Source organism: Bittarella sp. HCP28S3_D9 (genome assembly GCF_052065655.1).
In the GTDB taxonomy this organism is placed as follows: domain Bacteria; phylum Bacillota; class Clostridia; order Oscillospirales; family Ruminococcaceae; genus Bittarella; species Bittarella massiliensis.
In genome coordinates this window covers 43226-69343 of sequence record NZ_JBQHTP010000011.1, presented here as the reverse complement: position 1 = coordinate 69343, position 26118 = coordinate 43226, and the positions used below count along the sequence as shown (strand labels likewise).

Here is a 26118-nt window from a genome sequence, read left to right as displayed (position 1 = left end):
CGGACACACAGAAACATACACGACTTACATAAGCCGCGGTCCGTCACGATATTTACTAAAAAGGCAAAAGTATTCTTAAAATTGGGTACAAAAACCAAGCCCCTGCAAGGGGCAATCATTTTTGCGCCCATTATCAAATTTTATTTAAGAATACCTTGCCGCATATTTGATAGACTCCTCAAATCAGGATAATAGCAGTATATCATAGTACGCTCTAAAAAACAAGAAATCATTTTACCGATTCCACAAATAAAATCGGAGGGTATTCACTGGAATACCCTCCGGTTTTGGTGATTATCGTGCGTCTATCCGAATTTTTGACTTTGCGGCCCGTTTCCGTTCCTTTTCGGCATGTTCCTGCTGGTAAGCTGCCTCTAATATTCTGTCCACTTGTTCTGGGCCAAAGGCCCTTTTGACCCGCTCATAGTCAGCGGAGACTTGCCGCATGGCCTTGTTTTCCAACTTGACCTCCTGCAATCGATCAGACAGGCGGATGTTGCTCTCCCTCACCCGGCCATAGTCCCCTTGCAGACGCTCAAATTTCCCCCGCAGCTCCACATAGGCCAGATACAGGGAGCGCAGCACCTTGACGATTTGGGCCAGCAGGGGCTTTGCCTTTTTCTCTCGGTAGGCCCGGCCTGTTTCCAGCGTTCCCGGCTCCGGCAAAATCTCCTCCGGATTGGCGGAGAAATCCGCTGCCAACCGCTCCATATTTTTCACCGCCGGGGCAAGTTCTTTGAGCCGCCGTTCCTGGCTCTCCACCTGGTTTTCTTTCTCCGCCTTGACCGTCTCCAGAACGGCGATCTCCTTTGCCCGCTGCTCTTTCTTGTAGTCCAGCACAGACAAGTGCTTGTCGTGGGTGCCTTTGTCCTCCCACTCAATCCCGTGGCGCTCCATGACCAGGGAAAGCTGCTCCTTTTCCGAGCGCACCCACTGGCTCCACTCTGTGTCCCCTCTGGTGCCGCCCTGGAAACCCTGGGCCGCTAACGCCTGTTTCAAAGATACCCTCGTGTCCAGCCCTCGCTTGCTCCCGGTGGTGAATGGTACAAAGTCAATGTGCAGATGGGGCGTAGCCTCGTCCATGTGGAGGTGGGCAGAGAACACCCGGAGTTGGGGGTTGCGCTCTTGAAAGCCCTTCATGTACTCGTCCAAAACCGCTGCCGCAAGCTGTCCCTCCTCGCTGTCGGCGCTCATATCATCTCGATTGCCCACTTGCAGGATGATTTCATGGAACGGCTTTTCCTGCTTGCCGGAGCGGATCTTCTCATAGTAATCCTCTATCCTTCTGTCGGCCCTGGTTTGTTTAGCGTTGTACCGTTCCAGAGCCTCGTCAAAGAGTTCATGGTACACCGCCTTGATATTCTCCTGGCAGTAGGTTATATTCAAGTGGGAGCGTTCCGGGTCAGTGTTCTTGGCGTGGAATTTTCTACTGTTATGGTTCACCGATCCTTGGCCCACCATGGCGCTGATTGTCCTTTTCAAATCAATCCCTCCTCCCTTTTCCGCCGCGCAAGCGGCGAGCCTTTGTTACTTTCTGCGAAAGTAACGCAAAAGCACTTTTGACAGCCTGACGGCCATCAAAAGCGCATTTGCGCCCTACGGGGTGGTGTGGGGGCTTTGCCCCCGGCAACTGCGGTTGCCTCCCCCAGCAGGGCCGCCCTTTGAAAAGGGCACCCTGCACCCCGCCTAAACTTTGTCACTCGCCGTTGGGCAGGGTGGAAAGGCCAGGGGCCTTTCCCCCGCCCGGCAAGTGTTTTCCGTGGGCCGAAAGTCAAGGGGTACGGGTTGTATTGACTTGCGGCAATCTCCACCCGCAGGTATGCCCCCCTTGACTTTCGCCCCCGCTCCCCGTGACAGCCGTGACGACCGTGACGATGTTTTACACACCGCCTCCGCACTCCGAAAAGCTGTCACAGCTGTCACGGTCGTCACGCCTGGGGTTCCTCCAACGTGAGCTTGATACTCCGCCCGGCATGGGTTCGGGCGCTTTCATAGTGGATGTGGTACTCATAGGACAGCCGCCACGCCCGGACATTCAGCCGCATAGCCAGGGCATTGGGTTTCATATCCAGCCCCAGGGCGGCGACAAGTTCCGTGGCCGTCCCTCTCCACTCTGGCCGTTCCGCCGTTACCAGGGCGGCAACAGCCTCCAACACCGGGTCAGGCGGCTCCTGCCGCAGCTCCGTTTCCCGCCGCTCCAGCTCCCACACAAGCCGTTCCTCGTCCCGCTTGAGGTAGAGGCGCTGGTCTTGCTGATCCCGCCCAGAAATGTCCAGGGTGGCGGCGTTGTCTGCCCGCCGCTCCTTTTGGAGCAGAAAGGCCCCGTCTGCCGCACCCAATAAGCCGTTGGTGCCGGAGATCATATCAAACTTATCATCGGCCTGCTGCTTGCGGGTGTGATGTACAACCAGGAGGCAAACCCCGCTTATATCGGCAAACCGTTTCAGTTTGGTGATTACCTCATAGTCGTTGGCATAGCTGTACTTCTCTGCCCCGGCCTCCCGGATTTTTTGCAGGGTGTCGATGATAATAAGCCGGGTGTCCGTGTGTTCCCGGACAAAGCCCTTTAGCTGCTCCTCCAGGCCACCGCCGAGCTGCTTAGCTCCGATGGCAAAGAACAGGTTTCCGGTACTCTCTACTCCAAACATCCGGTACAACCGCTCCTGTAAGCGACGGTGGTTGTCCTCCAGGGCCAGATAGAGGACTGTCCCCTGGCGCACCTCATACCCCCACAGGGAAAGGCCCATACTCACATGATAGGCAAGCTGGGCCATGAGAAAGGACTTGCCCACCTTGGGAGCGCCCACAAAGAGATATGTCCCCGCATAGAGCAGACCGTCTACCACAGGAGGTCTGCCGGGGTACACCTGTTCGTAGAGGTCATTCATAGACACGGTAGGCAGATAGGCCGGGTCATTGACCCGGCTTATCTGCCGCAGGATTTCCTCCAAATCTCTTTCCGGGGGCTTGTGTTCTGTCACGCCCTCTGCTATACTTTGGTTAGGTTTTTGTGAGAGCGACTGTCCCCCGTCTGCGCCAACAGGCGGATATGGGGCAGTCGTTTTCTCTTGCAATCTATCCATCTATCAATCCTCCCTCATGCCGTCCATGATGGCGGCGATCAGCCGGATGGTGTCCAGCAACTCCCCATCCACGCCATTCCCGGCCTCGATACGCTCCAGTTCTTCCAGAACGGCGGCCAGCTCGTTCCGCAGGGCCTTATACACCCTGGGGTTGCCCTGTACCACCACATCCCGGCACAGCAGCCGTCGGGTGATGTAGTCCTGTTTGGTAAGGCCGGAGAGCCGCACAGCGGTTTCAATTTCCCTGTCCTCATCCGGGGACACCCGGAAAGCCACAGTTTTGTTTCTCCAGCGGTTGTGTCGGTCAAGATTTTTCACTGACATGATTTAGGCCCCCTTTCGCTCCATGTCCAGTTTGTCCGCCATCTCCGCCTGCCGGGTGGGGAACAGGTGGGCGTAGCGGTAGGTAATATCAATGCTTTCATGTCCCACCCGGTCAGCGATTGCCAGGGCCGTAAAGCCCATGTCAATGAGCAGCGAAATGTGGGAGTGCCTCAGGTCGTGTATTCTGATCCGCTTTACCCCGGCCTCTTTCGCACCCCTGTCCATCTCCCGGTGGAGGTAGGATTTTGTCACCGTGAAAATGCGGTCGGTGGGCTTCACCCCATACAGGCTCTTGATATAGTCTCGCATTTCTTCACAGAGGAAAGCGGGCATTTGAATGACCCGGTTGCTCTTAGGGGTCTTGGGGTCGGTAATCACATCCTTGCCCTTAATCCGCTGGTAGGACTTGGAGATGGTGACGGTCTGTTTCTCAAAGTCGAAGTCGCCAGGAGTGAGGGCCAGCAGCTCCCCCTCCCGGACGCCGCACCAGTAGAGCATTTCAAAGGCGTAATAGGAAAGGGGCTTGTCCATCATGGCCTCGGCGAATTTCAGATACTCCGCCTTTGTCCAGAACAGCATTTCCCGTCCCTTTGGCTTTCCCATATTGCCCGCCTGGGCAGCGGGATTGACCTTTAGATTGTAGTGCCGTACCGCATGGTTGAACACGGCGCTCAACTGATTGTGCAGCGTTTTTAAGTACACCGGAGAGTAGGGCTTGCCGTTCTTGTCCCGGTAACCCAGCATTTCATTCTGCCAGGCGATGACCTCCTTGGAGTGAATGTCGCACATCTTCCGCTTGCCGAAGTACGGCACCAACTTCTTGTAGAGGATATGCTCTTTCGTCCCCCAGGTGTTTTCCTTGATACGGCCTTTCATGTCCGCCACATAGACAGCCACGAAGTTTTCAAAGGTCATTTCCAGGTCGGCGGTCTGTTGTTGCAGGAATGTCCGCTCCCACTCCAGAGCCTCCCGCTTGGTGGGAAAGCCCCGTTTCATTTTCTTTACTTTCTTGCCCGTCCAGTCCTCGTAGTAAAAGGACGCATACCATGTGCCCTTTGCCTTGTCTTTGTATGCCGGCATTGTGGTTCCCTCCTTATTGTCTGTCCCGCAGCCCATAGAATTTTTCCTCGAAGTAGCGCCTGCTTACCCGTCCGGGAATGGTGAGAAAGCCTTTTTTCTTCAGCTCCTCGTTCATCTCCCGCACCAGCTTGTAGGCGTAGGGCTTGGAAATGCCCAGCTCCCTGGCGACCTCCTCTGCTCTCACAAACAGCTCCTTTTCCATGGTCAGCACCTCCTTATTTTAGTTTCGCAAATATGTTAATGTCACCATCTTCATTATACATTAACATAAGTGTTAATGTCAAGGATTTATTTCGCATTTTTGTTAAAGATTATCTTGCATCTTTCGCTTTTTTGCGCTATACTATTGGCAAAGGCGGTGGGATATTATGACAGTCGGAGACAAGATAAAGAAAATCCGCACCTTTCGAGGCATGACACAAAAGGAATTGGGGCTTGCTATCGGCTTTGAGGAAAAGGGAGCGGACAACCGGATCGCCCAGTATGAGACGAATTACCGTGTTCCGAAACGGGAACTGCTGGACAAGATGGCCGAGGCGCTGCGGGTAGACCGCCAGAACTTCTACACCATCGCCCCCGGCTCTGCCGAGGACTTCATGCGGACATTCTTCTGGCTGGACGAGGACAGCCCTGGCGCTATCCGCCTGTTCCAACTTGTCCGCAATCCGGGCAGAGCAGGGGCCGCTGATGATACCGCTGTACGGTACAATGATAGCGATGACTGGCCCGCACACCCTCCCGTGGGTATGTACTTCCAGTATGGCCTTGTGGACGAGTTCATGCGGGAATGGCTTTTTCGTCAGCAGGAGTTACACGCCGGGGAGATCACCAGGGAAGAGTATTTTGAATGGAAACTCAACTGGCCCCATACCTGCGACGATGGCCTGGAAAGCGAATATTATATCCCTTGGCGGAAAAATAAATAAGACAAGCAAAAAAACCGCCCTGCTGAATTTGTCGTTCAGCAGGGCGGTTTTGCTTGTCCTTTTGGGATTTTTCTCTTGAGAATACCGGGCGGACACAAATAGTATCAATCCAGTATCAAGAGCAGTATGGACGGGCAAAAAAGCCTGTATTCATGCGGGTTTTCGCCGTTTCGAGCGTCATTCCCACTCAATGGTGGCCGGGGGCTTGGTGGTCACGTCGTAGACGATGCGGCCGATGCCCGGCAGCTCGCCGATGATGCGGGTGGATATCTTCTCCAGCACGTCATAGGGGATGCGGGCAAAGTCGGCGGTCATGAAGTCGTCGGTGGTGACCGCCCGCAGCGCCAGGGTGTAGCCGTAGGTGCGGAAGTCGCCCACGACCCCCACCGTCCGCTGCTCGGTCAGCACGGCGAAATACTGGCTCAAACTGCCGGACTCGCCGGCCTTGTCCAGCTCCTCGCGGAAGATGAAGTCGGCCTTTTGCAGCAAGTCGACCTTTTCGGGGGTCACCTCGCCCATGACGCGGATGCCCAGGCCGGGGCCGGGGAAGGGCTGGCGCCAGACCATCTCCTTAGGCAGACCCAGCAGGATGCCCAGGCGGCGGACCTCGTCTTTAAAGAGCATGTTCAGCGGCTCGACGATGTCCTCGAAGTCCACGTGCTCGGGCAGGCCGCCCACGTTGTGGTGGCTCTTGATGACGGCGCTCTCGCCGCCCAGGCCGGACTCCACCACGTCGGGGTAGATGGTGCCCTGGGCCAGGAAGTCCACCTTGCCGATCGCCTTGGCCTCTTCCTCGAAGACGCGGATGAACTCCTCGCCAATGGCCTTGCGCTTGGCCTCGGGCTCGGTCACCCCGGCCAGTTTGCCGAAAAAGCGCGCCTGGGCGTTGACCCGCTTGAAGTTGACGTCCATCTTGCCGAAGGTCTCCTCGATGGCGTCGCCCTCTTTGTAGCGCATCAGGCCGTGGTCCACAAAGATACAGGTGAGCTGTTTGCCGATGGCGCGGGAGAGCAGGGCCGCACAGACCGAGGAGTCCACCCCGCCGGAGAGGGCCAGCAGCACCTTTTTGCCGCCGATGCGCTCTTTCAGCCGGGCGATCTCGCTGTCCAGGTAGTTTTCCATGTTCCAGTCGCCCACACAGCCGCAGATGTCAAAGAGGAAGTTGTGCAGCATCTCGCTCCCCTGCTGGGTGTGGTTGACCTCCAGGTGAAACTGCACCGCGTAGAGCTTTTTCTCGGGGCACTCCATAGCGGCCACCGGGCAGTTGTCGGTGACGGCGGTGACGGAGAAGCCGGCGGGCGGCTGGGAGATGTAGTCCACATGGCTCATCCAGACCACGCTCTCCTGCTGGATGCCCGCAAAAAACGGGGTCTCTCCCACCACCTTGCAGACGGTCTTGCCGAACTCGCCCACCGGGGCCGCCTCGACCTTGCCGCCGAACATGTGGGCCATCATCTGGGCGCCGTAGCAGATGCCGAGGATCGGCACCCCCAGCTGGTAGAGGGCTGGGTCGCACTGGGGCGAGTCGGGCAGGTAGGCGCTGTTGGGCCCGCCGGTGAAGATGATGCCGGACGGGTTCCCGGCCCGGATCTGCTCCACCGGCGCGGTGTGGGGCAGCACTTCGCAGTAGACCCCCAGGTCCCGCACCCGGCGGGCAATCAGCTGGTTGTACTGGCCGCCAAAGTCAATGACATAGATGAGCTGATGTTTCAAATTGATACCCCCGCTGTCTGTTTTGATGTCAAGGCGTACAAAAGGCGGCCCAACCGGCGCCGCCGGCGCGTCGGACCGTCCGCCTGACTGGCGCGCTGCCGGACAGGCTGTCTCTTACCCCATCTATTGTGCCATGGGGCTGTCGAAAAAGCAATCGCTTCTCATATCTTTGTAAACTTTTGCCGATAGCTTTCCCCCTGCGGCAACGGTTTCTCAAAGCAGTTTGCATAGACGGCGTCGGCGCGGGCCTCCACCCGGCCGAAGGAGGTGCCCCCCGCCCGGGCCAGGCTGTGGCAGACCGGCAGCCGCTGGGGCCCCCGCAGCAGGGCGAGGCCGGTCTCGGTGGCCCCCAGGATGCGCAGGCAGTCGGGCGGGGCGAGGACCTCTTCCCGGCGGATGTCCAGCAGCAGGCACCAGACGGCCCGGCGCACCCGGGCGCGGGTGTGCTGGCGGCTGACGCAGCGAGCGGCCAGCTCCTCCAGGTCGGCGGCGCCGTCGGCGCAGGCCTGCAGCCGGCGGGCCAGCCCCTCGTCGCAGAAGGGGAGGGCTGCCAACCGCTCGAGGGGGGCCAACTGCACCGCCAGCACCGCCGCCCGCCCCAGCCAGCGGCTGTCCGCCAGGGGGTGCGGCCCCGGCAGCCCCTTCGGCAGATAGGGGGCCGCCTCCTCGCCCTTTCCGGCACGCAGCAGGGCGCGCAGGGCGCTGGCGCTGGCGGTCTGTCCCCCCAAACGGCTGTCGTGGTGGCCCGCGCCGATGCGCCGGATGGGGAGGATGTTCATCCCCGCCCCGGCGCGGCGGATGGCCAGCAGGTATTCCAGCGCCAGGGTGTCGTTGGGGGAGGAGAGGAGCGCCGCCTCTCCCCCCAGGCGGCAGCAGGCTTCGGCCCGGGCGGCGGGGTACCCCAGGTTCCCCCGCTGCAGCGCTTTGGCCAATTGGACAAAGGCCTCGCTCTCCACCAAGTCGGCAGTCGCCTCTAGCCCGGCCCGGTCGCCGCTCTCGCTGCCGAAAAAGAGGGTGTCCACCCCCAGCGCAGCCAGCAGGGAGACCCCGCCCTGGGCGTAAAATTGGGCCGAGGAGAGGCAGTGGGCGGTGGGGATCTGCACCACCAAGTCGGCCCCGTTTTCCAGCAAAGCTCTCGCCCGCACCCACCAGGGGAGGAGGGCCGGCTCCCCCCGCTGGACAAAGTTGCCGCTCATGGCGCAGACCACTGCCTCCGCCCCGCGGGCCCTGGCCTGCGACAGCAGCCAGATGTGCCCGGTGTGGAGGGGGTTGCACTCGCAGACGACCCCGAAAATCCGCACAAATACGCCCTCCTTCCGGCTTTTCCCCTTGCACTTTTTCCCATTTTATACTACTATATAGTACGCAAGTGTGTTCGTCAACAAACGAGGACAGGCGAAAAATCAATTGAGGGGGAACTTTTTTCATGAAAATATTGGTCATCAACGCCGGCAGTTCGTCGCTGAAGTACCAGCTCATCGACATGCAGGACGAGAGCGTTCTGGCAAAGGGCAACTGCGAGCGCATCGGCGTAGACGGTCTCATCACCCACAGCGCTGGGGATAAAAAGATCGAGAAGAACATGCCCTTCCCGACCCACAAAGAGGCCTTCATGGCCGTGGTCGAGATGCTGACTTCCGGCGAGGGCAAGGTCATCGACAACGTGCAGGAGATCTCCGCCGTCGGCCACCGGGTGCTGCACGGCAGCGAGAAGTACAAGGTCTCCACCGTGGTGACCGACCAGGTCATCGACGACATCCTCTCCTTCAAAGAGCTGGGCCCCCTGCACAACCCCCCTCAGGCCATCGCCATGCGCGCCTGCCAGGAGGTCTTTGGCAAGGAGATGCCGATGGTGGCGGTGTTTGACACCTCCTTCCACCAGAGCATGCCCCGCAAGGCCTACATGTTCGGCATCCCCTACGAGTACTACGAGAAGTACTCCATCCGCCGCTACGGCTTCCACGGCACCAGCCACCGCTACGTGACCGCCCGCTACGGCAAGATCAAGGGCGGCCTCGAGGGCACCAAGATCATCACCTGCCACCTGGGCAACGGCAGCTCCATCGCCGCGGTCAAAGACGGCAAGGTGGTGGACACCACCATGGGCTTCACCCCGCTGGACGGCTTTATCATGGGCACCCGCTCGGGCGGCATCGACCCCTCGGTGGTCACCTACCTGATGAACAAGGAGGGCTTCACCCCCGACGAGATGAGCGACCTGCTCAACAAGAAGTCGGGCTTCCTGGGCCTCTCCGGCGTCTCCAGCGACTGCCGCGACCTGCGCCAGGCCGCCGACAGCGGCAACGACCGGGCCAAGATGACGTTGGAGATCGTGGTCTACCAGATCAAAAAGTTCATCGGCAGCTACATCGCCGCCATGAACGGGGTGGACGCGGTGATCTTCACCGGCGGCATCGGCGAGAACGACGACGTCTTCCGCGCCGAGGTCTGCCGCGAGATGGAGGCCCTGGGCCTCTCCTTCGACGAGGAGAAGAACAAGGCCGCCTCCCGCCAGGACGCCAAGTTCAGCGCCGAGGGCTCCAAGGTGGAGGCCTGGGTCATCCCCACCAACGAAGAGCTGATGATCGCCCGGGACACCCTGGAACTGATCGAGAAATAGATCCATTTGACGGCAAGAGCCCGCACCCCCTGTGGCGCGGGCTCTTTTTCTGCCCTTTGACCAAACAAAAAAGGGGGCCGCCCCTCTCTGCCAGAGAGGGACGGCCCCTGTTTTCAGTGGGGCACAGAAGCGGCCTTTACTTGTGGGCCTTCAGCCAATCCAGGGCGCACTGGGCGTAGAGGGCGGCCCCGGTGGGGAAGACCGACTCCTCCGGCACCATGCCGGGGTTGTGCATCGAGCACTGGTGCCCCTCGCCGATGCTGCCGGCCCCCAGGTTGAGGTAGCAGGAGGGGACGTACTGGGCCACGTATGTAAAGTCCTCGGTCCCGCTGGAGGGGGGGACCGCCTGCACGTCCTTCTCGGGGACGACCTTGGCGCAGTAGGCGGCCAGTTCGTCGCAGGTGTCGGCGTCGTTGACCAGGGGGGGCATGCCGTAGACAAACTCCACCTCGGCCTCGGCCCGGTAGACCCGGGCGGTGCCCTCGGCCACCTCTTTGATCCGCTTTTTCAAAAACTCGCGGCGCTCGTGGGTGGTGGCGCGGATGGACGCCTCCATCACGCAGTGGCCGGAGACGGTGTTGCAGGTGTCGCCGCCCTCGATCTTGCCGACGATCATCACCGAGCCCTCGGTGGTGGAGACCTCGCGGGCGATGACCTCTTCCAAAGCCACCACAATGTGGGCCGCCACGCTGATGGCGTCCACCCCCAGCTGGGGGGTGGAGCCGTGGGTGCCAAAGCCCTTGACGGTGATGCGCACCATGTCGCCGGAATTGGCGGCGGTCCCCCGCACGTACTGAACGGCCCCGGTGTAGGAGTCGGGCAACCCCACCGAGAGGTGGATGGCCATGGCCGCGTCGACCTTGGGTCCTTCCAGCACCCCGGCCTCCACCATGGCCTTGGCCCCGGCCAGCTGCTCCTCGCCGGGCTGGAACATCAGCTTGACGGTGCCCTCCAGCTCGCCCTCCCGCTCCTTGAGCAGCTTGGCCGCGCCCAGCAGCATGGCGGTGTGGCAGTCGTGCCCGCAGGAGTGGCAGTTGCCGTTGTCTGCGGCAAAGGGGAGGCCGGTCACTTCCCGCATGGGAAGGGCGTCCATGTCGGCGCGCAGCAGAAAGGTCTTGCCGGTGCCGGCCGGTTTGCCCACCAGGGCCACGATGCCGGGGCCGCAGGGCTGGGGGTCAAGGCCGAAGGAGCGCAGCTTCTCGGCGACCAGAGCCGTGGTCTGGGGCAGGTCCAGCCCCACCTCTGCATAGCTGTGCACCGCCCTGCGGTACCAGCAGATCTCCTCCTCCAGTTGCTTGGCGCGGTCCAAAAACAGATTCTCCAATGCGAACACCTCTTTCTCGCTTTTGCGATTTTTCAGCTGTCAACAGGCGCGTGCGGCGCGAGGTCTCGGCCCCGCGGCGACCGCCCGACAGCTGCTCTTCGGCTATCATACCACAAAAAGAGGCTGCAAAAAAGGGGCGCGGCCACTGCATTTGCGCAGTTGCCAAGCCCCTTTTTTGTGGATTTTGCGCCCGTGTCTACTCGGTGACATCCAGCGCACGGCTGTCTTTGAACAGCAGGGCGATGCACCAGATCCCGGCGATCCCCACCACAGTGTAGATGATCCGGCTCACCAGAGAGGCCATTCCGCCGAACAGGTAGGCCACCAGGTCGAAGGAAAAGATGCCCACCAGCCCCCAGTTGAGGGCCCCGATGATGACCAGTACCAGGGCGATTTTGGATACGACTCCCATACAAATGGTACCTCCATCCGCAGAAATATTGAAAATGACAGCGCCTTGCAAACGCTTCACCTCTAGTATGGGTGGAAGGGTGGGATTTATGCAGCGGCAAACGAATTTGAAAAAACGGCCTTTTTTATTTTTTGTTCTTTTTTCCTGCTCATCCCCAAAAGAGGATGTACAGGCCGTAGAGCTCGACGGCGCAGCCCAGCACCCGCCCCAGGATAGAGGCGCGGCGCAGGCCCAACTTGGCATAGGTCTGCGGGGTGCAGAAGGGGAAGAGGACGAGGGTCGCCCCCAGCAGGGCCATGCCGCCCCCGACGGTACAGTTGGTGGGGAAGACCGCTTTAAAAAAGGAGCCGCCCACCATCAGAGCGCAGGCGGCGATCACACCCGCCCAAAACCATTTCAGGTGTTTTTGAATGCCCGCCATCTCCCGGCCGTAGGCGGCCCGGCATTCCTCGCTGCAAAAGGCGCTCTCCCGTCCGGGGTCGCCGTAGAAGACGGCGCGTCGGCCGCACCGATCGCAGATGCGCTTGCTCCCCTCCTCCACCTGCGGGGAGGAGGCGTACCGGCCGGTGAGCTGTTCCACCGACCGATGAAACAGGGTTGCCAGAGCGACGAGGTTGGCGGTGCTGGGCCGGCTGGCGCCCCGCTCCCAGCGGGAGACGGCCTGCCGGCTTACCCCGAGGGCCTCCGCCACCTGTTCTTGCGAGAGACCGACCTGCAGCCGGGCCTCGCGGATGTTTTCTGGAAGGGACATCTCTTCTCACCTCGCCCCAAGGATACCACACCCCGGGGCAAAGGGCCAGCAACCGGGGGGCAAGTATCGGTTGCGGCGGGGTGTTTTGTGAAAAAACCTCCCGCAGAGGCGATGGCGGCGGAAAAAGACAGAGAGAGGGCGGGGCGGGCGCAAACCTGCTTCGCCCCCTCTCTCGGGAGGGTGGGGAGTGGCTATCGGCAGCCGTAGCGGGCGGTGCGGTAGAGGGTCTCGGCGGTGTCGAGGACCAGGGAGAAGAGGATACAGGCCAGGACGATGTCGTTGAGGTGGAGAAAGAGGGGAAGGAAGTTGGCGGAGGTGTTTTGCTCCACCAGGGCAATCAGCTCGCCGCTGAAAAAGGGCTGGATGCGGAGCGAAAAGTAGGCGATCCCGCCGGTGAAGAGGTGAAGGGCGGTGGAGACCGCCGCATAGCGGACGGAGTAGCGCCCCTCGATGAGGGCAAAGAGGTGGACGATGCCCGCCAGCAGGAAGAGGAGGATCGCCCCGGCGACGAACCGACCCTCTGCCTGGGGGGACAGCAGCTGTATCGGCCCCTGCCCGGCAAACGCGGCCGCGGAGAGGGCGGAAAAGTTGAGCATGACGGTCACCATGACGGCGGCCCCCACCACCCCGACGATGGATTCCCCCCGGCTGATGCGCGCCTTCTCGGCGGGGATGGGCGGGAGGGCGGAGATCCAGTCGGCGGGCTGTTCCCGCCTGCCCGGCACCCCCAGGCGGTCGAGAAGGGCGACCACCAGGGTGACGACGGCGAAGAGGGGAAAGGCCCAGGTGAAGAAGGAGCGCAGCAGGAAGAGGGGTGAGGGGGCAACCGAGATGCCGCTGCCCTTTAATAGGCTGATCAGTGCGCCGATCCCCCAGACGGCAAAGTGGATGGCGGCACACCCGCCCAGGGAGACGGCGAGGGCGGCCTTGTAGGGGCCGTACCAGAGGGGGCTGATGAGGCCGCGCCCCTCGCGGGCGCCGTAGCGGCGGGCGAGGGCATTCGGGGGGCCGAACCCCTCTAAAACGGCGCGGATGTCACTCTCCTCCACCGCTCGGCCCTGGCAGCGGGCCTCCAGCATGTCGGCAATGTCGACCCGCAGCTCCCGCTCGATGTCGGCACGGCTTTTCCTGGGCAGATCTTTGGTTGCGGCATAGAGGTAGCGCTCGACGGCTTCAAAGGTCATTTTTCTGCCTCCTTTTCAATCTCTTCCACGCTGTGGGAGAGCTGTTTCCACTGTTCTTGCAGCTGCCGGTAGACGACAGCCCCCTCCGGGGTGAGGGAGTAGTACTTGCGGGGTTTGGCCCCGTCGGTCTCCCACACGCTGCGCAGGAGCCCCTGTCCCTCCAACCGGCGCAGCAGCGGGTAGAGGGTGCCCGCTTCCACCGGGATGCCCTTTTGCGCCAGGGTGCTGACCAGGTGGTAGCCATACATGGGGCGGCGCAGCAGCCCCAGAGTGCAGAGAACGAGGGTCCCCCGCCGCAGCTCTTGCTCCAAGCTGCCCAACAGGTCGTCTTTGCCCATTGAAATCCCCCCTTTTGATGCCTGACAGACAGGCGGTGATAAGTAATACACTGTATTTGCGATTTCATTATAGTGTGTATCACACACTATTGCAAGCGAAAAATAAAAAAAGAGCGATTTTATTTGATTTCCCATCCTCTTGTGGGAAGTGTGCGTTGAAATGGGGGCTGCTGCGTCTTTGGGGCAGGCCGCGTCCCTGTCGCCCCGCCGCGGGTGGCGCCAAGGCAACGACGCCTTCACACCGAGGCAATGGGGCTTATTTGGCCCCTGTGGTATGATAGACAGCAGAGTGAAAGGAGAGGATTTCCCGTGGGTGATTCCAGAGTAGAGGTGTTGGTTCAAGCAGTGGCCTATCTAAACGGCGGAGAGGTCGATTCGGCAAAACGGATAATCGACGAAGAATATCCCTTTGTCCCTGTTGAGAGAAGAGGGAGAAGATATACCGTCCGGCAGATGGTGGAGCAGTTCTTTAGGGACGGCTTTATCGACCGGTACTCTGGAGAGCGCCTGGTGAATCCGGGGGTGTTGCGCGCCATTTCGGAGATGATCCCGGACGCCTTCCCCTATCAAGCACATTGGAAAACGGGCGAGTGCCACCTGGCCTACTGGAACAACCACCCCACAATCGACCACATCTGCCCCCTTTCACTGGGAGGGGAAGATGGACCGGAGAACTGGGCCACTACCTCGATGATGCGCAACTCTCTCAAAGGCAACTTCACCCTTGAACAGATGGGGTGGGTGCTGCAAGAGCGGGGGGATATCAGGGAGTGGGACGGCCTGTCAAAGGTGTTTGTGGATTTGGTTGAACGGGAAAAGGCGTTGCTGCAAGTGGGCAGAATCAGGAATTACTACACAGCTACAAAGGAGATGGTGAAACGGTACGATTTGTAGGGAGCAGCTGTTCGCCCACCTTTTAGAAGGGGCTGTCCCGACCCCTGTGCCGGGCGGAAAGGGGGCGGTTCTGGTCGGGGGGCCAAAGGGGGTTTCGATAAAAAGAGGGGGAACGGGCGGATGCCCGTTCCCCCTTGTGCAGAGAGGTCGGATGGGTGAACTTCGCGTTTGGCGGGAGATGCGGCGGGGCGCCGCCTTGGCGGGAACGCAGCCTCCCCGAGAAAAGGCGCGCCGGCCTATTCCCTCTCCGCCCGCAGGAGGGCGGTGCCCTCGTTTTGATAGAGCAGCTCGACGCGGGCAAAGCCCGCCTCGGTCAGCAGTTCGGTCTGGTGCGCGAGGGTGAGGGGGATGTCGATGTGGACAAACGCCCCTTCGGGCAGGTCGCTTGCCTTCCGGCGGCGGTGGTATTCGGCCAGGCAGAGGTCCTCCTCTTCCTGGCAGCAGGCCAGGTAGTCGCACTCCAGATAGCAGCCGCCGCTGCGGACGGCCCGGTAGAGTTTGCGGTAGATCTCCCTCTTTTTTTGGTAGGGGAAGTGGTGGAGGGTCTCAAAGGAGAGGACGGCGTCGTACTGCCGCCCTTCAAAGGGGTAGCTGAAATAGTCGGCACAGATGGTCTCCACCCGGGGAGAGGGGTAGTTCTGCCGCAGCTTTTCGAGCATGGGGGCGGAGAGGTCGATGCCGGTGACGCGCAGGTCGGGGAAGCGGCGCAGAATGGAGGCCAGCTCCAACCCGGTGCCGCAGCCGATGTCCAGCAGGGTGGAGAGGCCGTCGGGCAGGTAGTCGGCCAGCGCCTCGTACTCGGCCGCCCAGTGGGCCAGGTGAACGCCCTCGTACTGGTCCAGCCGGTGGGCGAAGAAGGAGGACATCTCCTCGACGGGGGTGTCCCGCTCCCCCGCCAGCCAGTCCCGCAGTTCGGCGAGGTAGGCGGCCTGTTCTTCGGAGGTGCGGATTTTGCTGACGAGCACTGAAATCACCTTCCTTTTGTCAGCGGGGGCTGACAGCAGGGGCAGTAGACGCTGCTGCGCCCGCCGATGACGGTTCGGCAGAGGGGCGCGCCGCAGGCGGGACAGGGCTCCCCTCCGTGGCCGTAGACCTGAAAGAAGGAACTGCCCCGGTAGTTGCGCCCCCCGCTGGCCAGGTACTCCTCGGGCGAGGTCTCCTTGCCCTGGATGGCGGCCTGGAGGATGGCGGGGATCTGCCGGGCCAGGCGGGCGACCTCCTCCGGGGTGAGGGTGTTTGCCGGGCGGGTGGGGCAGATGCCCGTGGCAAAAAGGGATTCGTCGGCGTAGATGTTGCCGATGCCGGCGACGATGGACTGGTCGAGAAGGCACTCTTTGACCGCCTTTTTGCGCCGCGCCAGCTGTTCGGCCAGGTAGGCGGCATCAAAGGCGGGGTCAAAGGGCTCGGGCCCCAGGCGGTCGATGCCGGTAAAGCGGTCCTCCTCCCCTGCCCGCAGGAGCCAGAAGCGGCCGAACCGGCGCAGGTCGATGTAGCGCAGCTCGCTGCTGTCGTCCAGGGTGAAGACCAGGTGGGTGTGCTTTTCCTGGGGGTGGCCGCCGGGGGTGGGCAGGAGGTTGCCGGTCATCCGCAGGTGGAAGACGAGTCGATCGCCGCTCTCCAGGTGCAGGGTGAGGAATTTGCCCCGCCGGTCGATGGCGGAGAAGGTCTGCCCCTGCACCAGGCGGCAAAACTCCTCCGCCCCCGGGCGGGCGATGACCTTGGGGTTGTGGGCGGTGACCCGCTGGATGCGGCGGCCCCGGATCTGGGGTTCGACGACCCGCTTGACGGCTTCGACTTCTGGCAATTCTGGCATGGCGCTCTCCTCTTTTCTGGCGGCCGCAGCGGGCCGGTTTGACCTGTTCAGTGTAACATCTTTGTCCCCATTTGTCGATTGGGGGTGGGAGAAAGGGGTTGCGGCGACCGGCCCCGGGGCGGTATACTGGTGGCCAGAGAGGGGCGCGCCCAGGCGGGCCGCCCTCACACGTCAGAGGGGAGGAACAGGCGATGGCGGGGAGGATCTATCTCATCACCGGGGTGATGGCGGCGGGCAAGTCCACCGTGGCCCAGCTGCTGGCCGAGCGGATGGCGCGGGGCGTGCACCTGCGGGGGGATGTCTTTCGGCGGATGATCGTCACCGGCAGGGAGGAGATGAGCGAGACCCCCACCCAGGGGGCCCTCGACCAGTTGGCCCTGCGCTACGTCCTGGCCGCCCAGGCGGCCAGGACGTACTGCGAGGCCGGCTTTGCGGTGGTGTTGCAGGACAACTACTACGGCCGGGCGCTGCCCGAGATGCTCGAGCTGCTGCGGGGATACCCCGTCTTCACAGTGGTGCTCTGCCCGCGGGCAGAGGTGGTGCGGCGGCGGGAGGCCGGGCGGGGCAAGACCGGCTACACCGGCTTTGCGGTGGAGCGGCTCTGCGCCGACTTCCTGCGGGAGACCCCCCGTCTCGGTCTCTGGATCGACAGCTCGGAGCAGACCCCGGAGGAGACGGTGGAGGCCATTTTGCAGCACAGCGGGGGCGCGGAGCTCTGAGAAAATAGGGCGCAAAAAAACAGGCGGGCAAGCTGCTCGCCTGTTTTTTTGTGGGGCCGTGGGGGCGGTCAGGCGGATCGGTCATCGGCCGCCTGGGCGGCTTTTTCCTTCTGCGCCTTGATCACCTTCAGGCGGGAGAACTCCTCCCGGTCCTTCTCCTCCAGGGCCTCGGTGATGGCCTTTTCGGTGGCCTTTAGGTCGGGGATGATGATGTGCTCCAGGGCGTTGGCCCGCTTCTGGGTCTTGCGGATGGCCCCGGCCAGCCGGTAGACGCTGTTCTCCACCTCCGCCAGGCGGACCGACAGCTCCTTGACCTTTTGAAACTTGCGGTAGGCGTCGTCGAATTTGGAGTTGGACAGCTCGAAGCCGTAGACCGGCCGGGGGTCGGCGTCCTCGTAAGTGAGGTGGGGGATCTCCACCCCCATCACGCTGCGGGAGGTCATCTGCAAGCTGTCGTCCACCGGGACGCTGCCCACCAGGTGGTCGATCTTGCCCAGGGACATGTTGGCCTGTTGCAGGGCAAAGTAGGCCTGGCGGAAGGTGGCGCTCACCTCGTCCTTGATGGCCTTGGCCTCGTCCACCCGCTGCATCAGCTCGCGGATGAGGACGTTGCGCTTGCGGTCCAGCAGGTCAAAGCCCAGGCTGGACAGGTCCAGGGATTTGCGGGTGGCCATCAGGTTGGCCTTGGTGGCGAATACCTGCCCGGCCATCAGCCGTTCTCCTTGTTGAAGGCCTCAAAGACCTCTGGGCGGTAGTACTGGTCCACCAGCTTGTTGTCGATGCGGTCCAGGGCCTGCCGGGGCAGGATGCTCAGCAGCTCCCAGGCCAGGTCCAGGGTCTCGTCGATGGTGCGGCCGCCGTCCTCCCCCTGGTTGAGGAAGCGCTTTTCAAACTCCCGCCCAAAGACCAAAATCTTCTTGTCGGTGTCCGAGAGCTCCTCCTCGCCGATGACCGAGGCCAGGCTGCGAGCGTCCTGCACCTGGGCATAGCAGGCAAACAGCTGGTTGGAGACGGCGGAGTGGTCCTCTCTGGTGTACTCGGCGCCGATGCCGTCCTTCATCAGACGGGAGAGGGAGGGCAGCACCGAGACCGGCGGGAAGATGCCCTGGTTGTCCAGCCCCCGGTCCAGAACGATCTGCCCCTCGGTGATGTAGCCGGTCAGGTCGGGCACCGGGTGGGTGATGTCGTCGTTGGGCATGGTGAGGATGGGGATCTGGGTGACCGAGGCGTTTTTCCCCTTGATGATGCCGGCGCGCTCGTAGAGGCTGGCCAGGTCGGAGTAGAGGTAGCCGGGGAAGCCCTTTCGGGCCGGGATCTCGCCCTTGGAGGAGGAGAATTCCCGCACCGCCTCGCAGTAGGAGGTCATGTCGGTCATGATGACCAGCACGTGCTTGCCCAACTCGTAGGCCAAAAACTCGGCCGCGGTCAGGGCGCAGCGGGGGGTCATGATCCGCTCGACGATGGGGTCGGAGGCCAGGTTGAGGTACATGACCACGTTGCTCATGACGCCGGCCTCTTCAAAGCTGCGCTTGAAGTAGTCGGCCACGTCGTTTTGCACCCCCATGGCGGCAAAGACGATGCAGAAGTCCTCCCCGTCGCCGATCTTGGCCTGCTTGACGATCTGCACCGCCAGCTTGTTGTGGCTCATTCCCGAACCGGAGAAGATGGGCAGCTTCTGCCCGCGGATCAGGGTGGCCAGGGCGTCGATAGAGGAGATGCCGGTCTGGATGTAGTTTCGGGGGTAGACTCGGGAGACCGGGTTGATGGGCTTGCCGTTGACGTCGGCAAACTCGGTGGCGTGGATCTCGCCCAGGTTGTCGATGGGGCGGCCCGCGCCGGAGAAGATCCGCCCCAGGATCTGGGGGGAGAGGGGGATCTGCATGGTGTGCCCGGTGAGGCGGGTCTTGGTGTTTTTCAGCGAGAGGCCTTCGGTCCCCTCGAACACCTGGATGACCGCCCGCTCGCCCTCGATCTCGACGATGCGGCCGGTGCGGGTCTCGCCGCTGTCCAGTCGAATTTCCACGATCTCGTCAAAGCTGACGTCCTGCACCTTGTCCAGCACCACCAGGGGGCCGTTGATCTCTTTTAGTCCTACATACTGTAAACTCAAACTCGCCGCCCCCTCTCTAATTCATGGCCGCCAGGGTGGTGTCGATCTCCTGGCGGAGGCTGTCAAATTTGTCCAGCCGGTCGTTCTCAATGTCGTATTTCATCTTGTTGATCTTGTCAAACAGCCCGCTGCCGGCGATGGTGGTGACCGGGATCTGGCGCTCGTTCACCACGATCAGGGCCTTTTTGTAGAGGTACCAGATGGTGCGCATCATCTCCAGCTGCTTCTCCAGGGGGACATAGGTGTCCTCTTTGTGGAAGGCGTTTTGCTGCAAGAAGCCGGTGCGGACCAGTTTGGCCACCTCGATGATGAGCTTCTGGTCGTCGGGCAGCACGTCGGCGCCGATGAGCTTGACGATCTCCAGCAGCTGGCTCTCCTCCTGCAAAATCTGGGCCATCCGGCTGCGGTAGCGCAGGAAGCGCTCGCCCAGGTGGGCGTTGTACCAGCCGGCCAGGTCGTCCAGGTACTCGCTGTAACTGGTGGTCCAGTTGATGGCCGGGTAGTGCCGGGCGTAGGCCAGGGATTTGTCCAGCGCCCAGAAGCAGCGGACGAACCGCTTGGTGTTCTGGGTCACCGGCTCGGAGAGGTCGCCGCCCTGGGGGGAGACGGCCCCGATGATGGAGATGGAGCCCTCGCTGTCGTTTAGGTTGACCATGTAGCCGGCGCGCTCGTAAAAGGTGGCGATGCGGGAGGGCAGGTAGGCGGGGAAGCCCTCCTCGGCGGGCATCTCCTCCAAGCGGCCGGAAATCTCGCGCAGGGCCTCGGCCCAGCGGGAGGTGGAGTCGGCCATGATGGCCACGTGGTAGCCCATGTCCCGGTAGTACTCGGCCAGGGTGATGCCGGTATAGATGGACGCCTCGCGGGCGGCCACCGGCATGTTGGAGGTGTTGGCGATGAGGACGGTGCGGTCGGTCAGGGGACGGCCGGTCTTGGGGTCGATGAGGGAGCCGAACTCCTCCAGCACCTGGGTCATCTCGTTGCCGCGCTCGCCGCAGCCGATGTAGATGATGATGTCCGCGTCGCACCACTTGGCGATCTGGTGCTGGGTCATGGTCTTGCCGGTGCCAAAGCCCCCGGGCACGGCGGCGGTGCCGCCCTTGGCGATGGGGAACATGGTGTCGATGACCCGCTGGCCGGTGATGAGCGGCTGGGAAATGGGGAGGCGGGTCTTGGTGGGGCGGGGGGTGCGGATGGGCCACTTCTGGCACATCTTCACCTCGTGGGTGGCACCCCGCTCGTCCTTGACGGTGATGAGCACGTCCTCCACCCGGTGGGGACCGCTCTCGGCGGCGGTGAGGACGGTGCCGCTCAGGTGGGGCGGCACCATCACCCGGTGCTCGATGCGGGAGGTCTCAGGGCAGGTGGCGATGATCTGGCCGGGCGAGACCTGCTCCCCCGGCTTGGCGAGGACGGTGACGTCCCACTCCCGCTCGGGGTCGAGGGAGGGGATCTCCACGCCGGAGCCGATGAAGGCGCCCTCCTGCTCTTCGATCTTTCCCAGGGGGCGCTGCACCCCGTCGTAGATGTTGGAGATGATGCCCGGCCCCAGGGTGACGCTGATGGGGCTGCCGGTGCCCAGCACCGGCTCTCCGGGCCGCAGGCCGGAGGTCTCTTCGTAGACCTGGATGGTGGTGGCCGCATCATTGACGATGATGACCTCGCCCATGAGGCGCTTCTGGCCGACATAGACCATCTCGCCCATGGAGAAGTCCTTGGTGTCGCGCACCTTCACCACCGGGCCGTTGATGGAATAAATGGTGTTCAAAAATATCGTACCCCCTTAGAAGTTGGTTGGGCAGGCAGAGGAGGGCCCATTGCCCCGCAAAGGGCCTAGATGGCCTTTAAGACCAGGCCCGAGTTGGCGTAGAACCACGCCCGCTGCTCCTCCAGGGCGTTGTCCAGGGTCTCGTCGCAGGCGTAGCCCTCGTCCAGGTTCTCGGCGACAAAGCCGCCCACGGCGATGGCGTCGTCGTATTCCACCCGGCAGGGGACGGAGAACGCCTCGCCGCAGAGCCCTTCCAGCGCCTTGTCGGCGGGGGAGAGGCGAACGGTGACAGAGGCAAAGGAGTGATCGGAGGCCACGGCCGTCAGCCGGGCCTTTAAGTAAGCGACGTATTCGGGGGACTGGTGAAAGGCCACCAGCCGGGCCCGGGCGGCCTCAAAAATCTCTTTGGCATAGCCCTCGCTGCGCTGCAGCAGCTCGGTGCGGTATTGCAGGGTGGCCTTGGAGATGGCGGTGGTCTCCCGGGTGTGGATGTCCTTTTTGGCCTTTTCCACGTAGCGGGCGGCGTCCTCGTTGGCCTTGGCCTCCGCGTTGGAGAGGGCGGAGATCCGCTTTTGAGAGGCGGACTTCAAAATGGCGCTTGCCTGCTCCTCCACCGTCTGTTCGATCTCCTTGCGGATGAGTTCCAGTTTTTCTTCGTTTGAAAGCATCTAAGCCACCTCAAATCTTCACGCCGATGGCGTCTTTGATGTACCGGGCCAGGTTCTCCTCCAGGTGGGAGGAGCCGTGCCGGTCGGGGATCTCCACGATCAGGGTCGTCTTGCTCTGCTGTTTGTACTGGTAGACCAGGTCCTGACAGAGGGAGACCAGCTTCTGGGTCATCAGCACCACGGCGATGTCGGGGTCCTCCATGGCGGTTTTGAGGGCGGCCACCGTCTCGTCGTACTGGTGGACGACGGTCCCCTCCATCCCGGCCAGACGCATGCCCATATAGGTGTCGCTGTTGTCGCTGATCACAAAAAATTTCATTGCAGATGCCTTCTTTGGCTTAGACTTTGTTGAGGATCATGATGGAGATGAGCAGGCCGTAGATGGCGACGCCCTCGCCCATGGCCACGAAGATCAGGGATTTGCCGAAGGTCTTGTCGTTCTCGCTGACAGCGCCGATGGCGGCGGGGGCGGCGGCGGCGACGGCGATGCCGCAGCCGATGCAGGCCAGGCCGGTCACCAGGGCGGCGGCCAGGTAGGCCATGCCGGCGGCGGAGGAGGAAGCGGCGGCAGCGGGGGCCTCAGCGGCGTAGCTGACCACCGGCAGAAGGACCGAGCCCAGGCAGGTGGCGCCGAAGGCGATGAGCTGTTTCTTCATCATCGAGGGGGCTTTCTTCCCGGCTTTGCGGGCCTTGAACAGGTAGACGAACAGGGCGGCGATGGCGGCGGTGGCCGCGGTCAGAAGCAGAATATCCATAGTGATAAAACCTCCAATTAGAAATTGTCAAACGTATTTATGTTTCTCCGGGCGGCCCTAGAACAGGGCCGCCCGCCTTTCCCGGTGGGGAGTGGGCGCGCAGAGCGGCTCAGTTGGCGTGCTCGTGCACGATCTGGCTGATGGGGGTGAAGGGCACCCCTTCGCCCGAGTAGTAGCGGCCGAACATCTCGTAGAACTCCAGGCGCAGCACCTGGATGCCGACCACCAGGCCCTCCAGCCCGATGACGAAGAGGTTGCCCAGGGCCACGGTGATGGCATAGCCCACCGGCCCGAACATCCCCGCCAGGGTGAAGACCACGCTCATCATCCCCGCGTGGCTCAAAATAAAGCCGCCGACGCGGAGGAAGGACATGGTGTTGGCCACAAAGGAGATGGCGATCTCCAGCATCTCAAAGATGTTTTCCAGGGCATAGGCGCCAAAGCCCCCCTCGGGGAAGGCGTCCTTTTTCAGCAGGAGGTTGCCCAGGGGCACCCGCATGAAGATGCAGATGATGGGGATGACGATGCAGATGAGGATGATGGGCAGGTTCAGGGAGAAGCTGACCCCCAGCATCGGCAGGCCGATGGCGCTGATGACCGTGGCGTAGAGGACAAAGCCGGCCACCCCGTTTTGGGAGAAGAGGGCCTTGCTGTAATCGCGGTTTTTCAGCCCGATATAGATGTTCAGGGCCATCGAGGTGAGGATGAGCACCACCCCCAGGGCCACGGCGCCGATGAGCAGCACGTTGATGGTCTGGGCGTTCATCACCTCCACCGGCTTCTCGGCAAAGCCGATGGCCCGGTACAGCGGGTCGAGGGCGTGTTCAAAGCCGAAGACCGAGCCGTAGAGGAAGCCGAAGAGGGTGGAGCTGATGCCCATGCGCATGATGATCTCGCCCAGGCGGGACTTCTTCCACTTGGCAAAGAGGAAGCCGCCCAGCACGATCAGCAGCCCCTGGCCCACGTCGCCGAACATGATGCCGAAGAGGAGGGTGTAGGTGAAGGCCACCAGGGGGGTCGGGTCGATCTCGCGGTGGCTGGGCACGCCGTACATTTCCACGTACATCTCGAAGGGGCGGGCAAACCAGTTGTTTTTCAGCTTGGTGGGCTTCTCGGGGCGGGTGCCCTTTTCGTGGGCCTCCTTCATCGAGTGGGTCACCAGGCCGGGCAGCATGAGGACCGCCCCGTCGTCGGACTTCTCGGCGGTGACCACCACGGTGGGCAGGTCGCCGAAGAGGGCCTCGAAGTCGCCCTCCCTCCCCGCGGGGACGTAGCCGGCGAACTCGAAGTAGTCGCCGCCGGCGAACTTGTCAAAACTGGTGCCCACGAACCGGCGCACGCCGTAGGTCTCCTGCATGAACTGGACGGTGGCGTAGTAGGAGAGGAGGGTCTCCCGCCCCTCTTCCACCAGCCGGTCGCGCTCGCCCTTGCAGCCCTCTAGGGCCGCCTGCTCCTCGGCGAGCTTTCCCTCCAGATAGGAGGCGGCGTCCTCCGGCTCGCCGTGGAGGTAGTCGGGGATGCGCACCCGCTCGAAGTAGAGGGCCTCCATGATGGAGTCCACCTCGGCGGCGTGCTGCTCCCCGGTCAAATAGAGGCACCACTGGTAGTTTTTGTCGCTGGAAAAGGTGAAGAGGAAGAAGGGTTTGTCCTGGTAGTGCTCCAGCTTTTTGTAGTTTTCCAGCGGCAGCCGCCCAAAGCGCACCTTCAGGTACTTGGCCTTGAACAGCTCGTCAAAACTGGTGTGAAAGCTGCGGATCATGTCCAGGTGGGAGAGGTTGAGGCGGTGTTCCTCCACCAGCTTCGCGATCTCCTTTTCCTTTTGGTCGGCCGCGTCGAACCCCTGCCGGAACGACTCCACGAACTGGCGGACATCCGCCAGGTTCAGGTCGTGGCTGCTGCGCTCCAGCTGGTCGCCGGGCACCGCCACCGGGGTCAGCCCGGCGTCGGTACAGGCCGAGCGCAGGGCGTCGGCCAGCTCGGTGTAGGGGTTTTCGGCGGAAGCGGCCTTGGAGACCGCCCCGCTCTTGGAGGTGATCTCCTCCGGGTGGAAGTAGTCCAGCCGGCTCAGCCGCAAGACCACCTCGTCCAAATTTTCCAGGCGACCGATCAGGCTGACCAGGGTCGTCTTCTGTATTGCCATAGTGCGTGATTCTCCTTTCGCGTCAGGCGTTTCTCCAGGCGGTGGCGCCGCCTAGATGATGAGCAGCTTTTGAATGTCCTCCGGCTGCACCCCGTAGCGGATGCCCTCCACAATGTGGGTGATGTTGTCGCACTCCACTGTGCCCAGGGTCACATAGGCCAGAAAGGCGGTGGCCGCCTTGGTGGCAAAGCTGATGTGGCGGCGGCTCAAGTGGTACTTGATGTAGCTGGTGTGGTACTCGATATAGAGAAAATCGTCTTTGTCGAAGTAGTTTTTGTAGCTGCTCTGCGCAATCTCCCGGATGAAAGCGTCCCCGTTGGGGGCCGCGGCGAGGGATTGCAAAAACCTGTCGGAGAGGCGGGAGTACTCGTTGTGGACGATGAACCGGTCCAGCTCCTCGGGTTTGTAGTGAAAATACACCTTGAGGCGGTAGAGGTTGGTGATGTTTTGCAGCTCCAGGCTGGTGGAGACGATGTCCATCATCTCCTGCCGGGTCTTGCCCTTGTAGTTTTCCTCGATGAGGGAGAACAGCCGGTTGTAGTACTGCTGGCGCAGGGCGATGACACAGCTGCTGACATCGAATTCGCCGGGGGCCAGGGCAAAGGGCTCCACCGTCTTGTAGTAAGGGGTCTTCTCCAGCAGTTCCAGCAGCTCCCGCCCGGTCTCCGCCTGGCCCAGGGCCACCGCGTCAAAGGAGAGGTAGTCCAGCAGGAAGGTGGGCACTTCGGGGACAAACTGGGTTTCGCCCTCGGCGTCCAGCCGGTTGATGCAGCCGATGAGCTGGTCCATCTCGATTTGGCCGATGAAGAAGCTGACATACTGCTCGCGCTCCTTGCGGCCGGGCAGGTAGCGCACCAGCCGCAGCAGGGAGTAAAACAGATCTTTTCTCACAGTGGCTTCCAGCTGGCCGCGGTGCAGGGCCGCCGGGTTGACTGTGTCCATGGCGTCTTGGTAGTGGGTGCTGTTTTTGAGGTAGGCCGCCAGCTCGCTCAAAGAGGTCTTGTGCAGCATCTCCCCGTACTGGGAGGGGGTGATCCGCTTGCCGTACATGGCCTTGATCTTGGCGAGGATGGCGTTTTGAGAAAAGGTCGTGAACATGCCCTACTCACCGCCCACGCAGCGCTGCACGATAGCATCCACCAGACTGTCTTTTCTCTGTTGGTAACTCTCGTCCAGCGCCTGCACCGCGTCGGCGTACCGCTTTTTCAGCTCCTCTGACCGGGCCTGCACCCGCGCGTCGCTGTCCCTTTGCAGTTGGGCCACCTCGGCCTTGGCCGTGGCCAGGATCTCGTCGCTGAGGGCCTGCTGCTGCTCTTCCAGCGAGTCGAGGATCTGGTTTCGCTGGGTCTCGGCGTCGGTCAGCTTTTTTTGGGCGCCCCGGTCGATCTCCAATAGGTTATGGATCAAATCTTCCATAGAACCTGCCTCCTTTCCCGTGTGAAGTGAACGTTCCACGGATAATCCTACTCCTTTTTTGATGGCTCCGCAATGTTGCAACT

Annotated in this window: 27 protein-coding genes; 4 read left to right on the top strand and 23 right to left on the bottom strand. The window is 62.0% G+C overall.

Features of this window, described 5'->3' with window-relative positions; translation table 11 throughout:
- Window positions 1-294: 294 nt before the first annotated feature.
- The 5 genes from ACTNAU_RS07545 to ACTNAU_RS07525 all read right to left on the bottom strand — a co-directional run bounded on the left by ACTNAU_RS07545 (window position 295) and on the right by ACTNAU_RS07525 (window position 4689).
- A complete protein-coding gene (locus tag ACTNAU_RS07545; protein WP_228275371.1) occupies window positions 295-1482 on the bottom strand; it encodes a plasmid recombination protein in 1188 nt (395 codons plus the stop codon).
- A gap of 446 nt (window positions 1483-1928) precedes the next feature.
- Window positions 1929-3083: a helicase RepA family protein gene (locus ACTNAU_RS07540; protein WP_031474225.1), complete on the bottom strand. Its 1155-nt coding sequence runs from the start codon at window positions 3081-3083 to the stop codon at window positions 1929-1931.
- 3 nt (window positions 3084-3086) lie between these two features.
- A complete protein-coding gene (locus tag ACTNAU_RS07535) occupies window positions 3087-3407 on the bottom strand; it encodes a plasmid mobilization protein (RefSeq protein ID WP_004010381.1) in 321 nt (106 codons plus the stop codon).
- Between the two features lie 3 nt (window positions 3408-3410).
- On the bottom strand, window positions 3411-4487 hold the full coding sequence (locus ACTNAU_RS07530; protein WP_004010380.1) for a site-specific integrase: 1077 nt from the start codon (window positions 4485-4487) through the stop codon (window positions 3411-3413).
- A 13-nt stretch (window positions 4488-4500) separates the two neighbouring features.
- Window positions 4501-4689: a hypothetical protein gene (locus tag ACTNAU_RS07525; protein WP_004010379.1), complete on the bottom strand. Its 189-nt coding sequence runs from the start codon at window positions 4687-4689 to the stop codon at window positions 4501-4503.
- Between the two features lie 166 nt (window positions 4690-4855).
- On the opposite strand from ACTNAU_RS07525, the gene ACTNAU_RS07520 reads away from it, so the two are divergent.
- Window positions 4856-5413: a helix-turn-helix domain-containing protein gene (locus tag ACTNAU_RS07520; RefSeq protein WP_004010378.1), complete on the top strand. Its 558-nt coding sequence runs from the start codon at window positions 4856-4858 to the stop codon at window positions 5411-5413.
- Window positions 5414-5590: 177 nt separating this feature from the next.
- On the opposite strand, the gene guaA is transcribed toward ACTNAU_RS07520, so the two are convergent.
- The gene (gene guaA / locus ACTNAU_RS07515; RefSeq protein WP_207721187.1) at window positions 5591-7126 is read right to left on the bottom strand and encodes a glutamine-hydrolyzing GMP synthase; all 1536 of its coding nucleotides are present in this window, start codon (window positions 7124-7126) and stop codon (window positions 5591-5593) included.
- A gap of 161 nt (window positions 7127-7287) precedes the next feature.
- Complete coding sequence (locus tag ACTNAU_RS07510) at window positions 7288-8427, bottom strand: tRNA(Met) cytidine acetate ligase (RefSeq protein ID WP_441098033.1); 1140 nt, start codon at window positions 8425-8427, stop codon at window positions 7288-7290.
- Between the two features lie 125 nt (window positions 8428-8552).
- On the opposite strand from ACTNAU_RS07510, the gene ACTNAU_RS07505 reads away from it, so the two are divergent.
- Window positions 8553-9746 (top strand): acetate/propionate family kinase, encoded by a 1194-nt coding sequence (locus ACTNAU_RS07505; protein ID WP_185914815.1) that lies wholly within the window; start codon window positions 8553-8555, stop codon window positions 9744-9746.
- A 136-nt stretch (window positions 9747-9882) separates the two neighbouring features.
- Here ACTNAU_RS07505 and ACTNAU_RS07500 read toward each other — a convergent pair whose 3' ends face one another.
- From ACTNAU_RS07500 to ACTNAU_RS07480, 5 genes are all read right to left on the bottom strand, one after another.
- Window positions 9883-11070, bottom strand: coding sequence for a M20 metallopeptidase family protein (locus ACTNAU_RS07500; RefSeq protein WP_441098032.1), 1188 nt, complete (start codon window positions 11068-11070; stop codon window positions 9883-9885).
- Window positions 11071-11266: 196 nt separating this feature from the next.
- Window positions 11267-11482, bottom strand: a complete 216-nt coding sequence (locus ACTNAU_RS07495; RefSeq protein WP_021660486.1) for a DUF378 domain-containing protein — start codon at window positions 11480-11482, stop codon at window positions 11267-11269.
- A gap of 148 nt (window positions 11483-11630) precedes the next feature.
- Window positions 11631-12233, bottom strand: coding sequence for a helix-turn-helix transcriptional regulator (locus ACTNAU_RS07490; protein ID WP_441098031.1), 603 nt, complete (start codon window positions 12231-12233; stop codon window positions 11631-11633).
- A gap of 191 nt (window positions 12234-12424) precedes the next feature.
- Window positions 12425-13417, bottom strand: coding sequence for a hypothetical protein (locus ACTNAU_RS07485; RefSeq protein WP_441098030.1), 993 nt, complete (start codon window positions 13415-13417; stop codon window positions 12425-12427).
- The gene (locus tag ACTNAU_RS07480) at window positions 13414-13755 is read right to left on the bottom strand and encodes a PadR family transcriptional regulator (RefSeq protein ID WP_441098029.1); all 342 of its coding nucleotides are present in this window, start codon (window positions 13753-13755) and stop codon (window positions 13414-13416) included. Before ACTNAU_RS07480 ends, ACTNAU_RS07485 begins: the two co-directional genes overlap by 4 nt.
- 309 nt (window positions 13756-14064) lie before the next feature.
- Here ACTNAU_RS07480 and ACTNAU_RS07475 point away from each other — a divergent pair, with 309 nt between their 5' ends.
- Window positions 14065-14649, top strand: a complete 585-nt coding sequence (locus ACTNAU_RS07475; RefSeq protein WP_256136496.1) for an HNH endonuclease signature motif containing protein — start codon at window positions 14065-14067, stop codon at window positions 14647-14649.
- A 236-nt stretch (window positions 14650-14885) separates the two neighbouring features.
- Here ACTNAU_RS07475 and ACTNAU_RS07470 read toward each other — a convergent pair whose 3' ends face one another.
- Window positions 14886-15614 carry a class I SAM-dependent methyltransferase gene (locus ACTNAU_RS07470; RefSeq protein ID WP_441098028.1) on the bottom strand — a complete coding sequence of 243 codons (729 nt, stop codon included), beginning with the start codon at window positions 15612-15614 and terminating at the stop codon, window positions 14886-14888.
- Window positions 15615-15619: 5 nt separating this feature from the next.
- Window positions 15620-16462: a bifunctional DNA-formamidopyrimidine glycosylase/DNA-(apurinic or apyrimidinic site) lyase gene (gene mutM / locus ACTNAU_RS07465; RefSeq protein WP_441098027.1), complete on the bottom strand. Its 843-nt coding sequence runs from the start codon at window positions 16460-16462 to the stop codon at window positions 15620-15622.
- A 191-nt stretch (window positions 16463-16653) separates the two neighbouring features.
- Between mutM and ACTNAU_RS07460 the strand changes: the two genes are divergently transcribed.
- Window positions 16654-17181, top strand: a complete 528-nt coding sequence (locus ACTNAU_RS07460) for an AAA family ATPase (protein ID WP_441098026.1) — start codon at window positions 16654-16656, stop codon at window positions 17179-17181.
- A gap of 68 nt (window positions 17182-17249) precedes the next feature.
- Here ACTNAU_RS07460 and ACTNAU_RS07455 read toward each other — a convergent pair whose 3' ends face one another.
- From ACTNAU_RS07455 to ACTNAU_RS07415, 9 genes are all read right to left on the bottom strand, one after another.
- The gene (locus ACTNAU_RS07455) at window positions 17250-17891 is read right to left on the bottom strand and encodes a V-type ATP synthase subunit D (RefSeq protein ID WP_185914823.1); all 642 of its coding nucleotides are present in this window, start codon (window positions 17889-17891) and stop codon (window positions 17250-17252) included.
- Window positions 17891-19291 (bottom strand): V-type ATP synthase subunit B, encoded by a 1401-nt coding sequence (locus ACTNAU_RS07450; protein ID WP_441098025.1) that lies wholly within the window; start codon window positions 19289-19291, stop codon window positions 17891-17893. Before ACTNAU_RS07450 ends, ACTNAU_RS07455 begins: the two co-directional genes overlap by 1 nt.
- Before the next feature lie 16 nt (window positions 19292-19307).
- Window positions 19308-21056 carry a V-type ATP synthase subunit A gene (locus ACTNAU_RS07445; RefSeq protein ID WP_207721189.1) on the bottom strand — a complete coding sequence of 583 codons (1749 nt, stop codon included), beginning with the start codon at window positions 21054-21056 and terminating at the stop codon, window positions 19308-19310.
- Window positions 21057-21121: 65 nt separating this feature from the next.
- Window positions 21122-21724 (bottom strand): V-type ATP synthase subunit E, encoded by a 603-nt coding sequence (locus ACTNAU_RS07440; RefSeq protein WP_441098024.1) that lies wholly within the window; start codon window positions 21722-21724, stop codon window positions 21122-21124.
- A 10-nt stretch (window positions 21725-21734) separates the two neighbouring features.
- Window positions 21735-22043, bottom strand: coding sequence for a V-type ATP synthase subunit F (locus ACTNAU_RS07435; RefSeq protein ID WP_021660499.1), 309 nt, complete (start codon window positions 22041-22043; stop codon window positions 21735-21737).
- Between the two features lie 19 nt (window positions 22044-22062).
- Window positions 22063-22479, bottom strand: coding sequence for an ATP synthase subunit C (locus tag ACTNAU_RS07430; RefSeq protein ID WP_216401752.1), 417 nt, complete (start codon window positions 22477-22479; stop codon window positions 22063-22065).
- Window positions 22480-22588: 109 nt separating this feature from the next.
- Window positions 22589-24619: a V-type ATP synthase subunit I gene (locus ACTNAU_RS07425; protein ID WP_441098023.1), complete on the bottom strand. Its 2031-nt coding sequence runs from the start codon at window positions 24617-24619 to the stop codon at window positions 22589-22591.
- Window positions 24620-24670: 51 nt separating this feature from the next.
- Window positions 24671-25717 (bottom strand): V0D/AC39 family V-type ATPase subunit, encoded by a 1047-nt coding sequence (locus ACTNAU_RS07420; protein WP_185914827.1) that lies wholly within the window; start codon window positions 25715-25717, stop codon window positions 24671-24673.
- Between the two features lie 3 nt (window positions 25718-25720).
- Window positions 25721-26035, bottom strand: a complete 315-nt coding sequence (locus ACTNAU_RS07415; protein ID WP_185914828.1) for a hypothetical protein — start codon at window positions 26033-26035, stop codon at window positions 25721-25723.
- Between the last annotated feature and the right edge of the window lie 83 nt (window positions 26036-26118).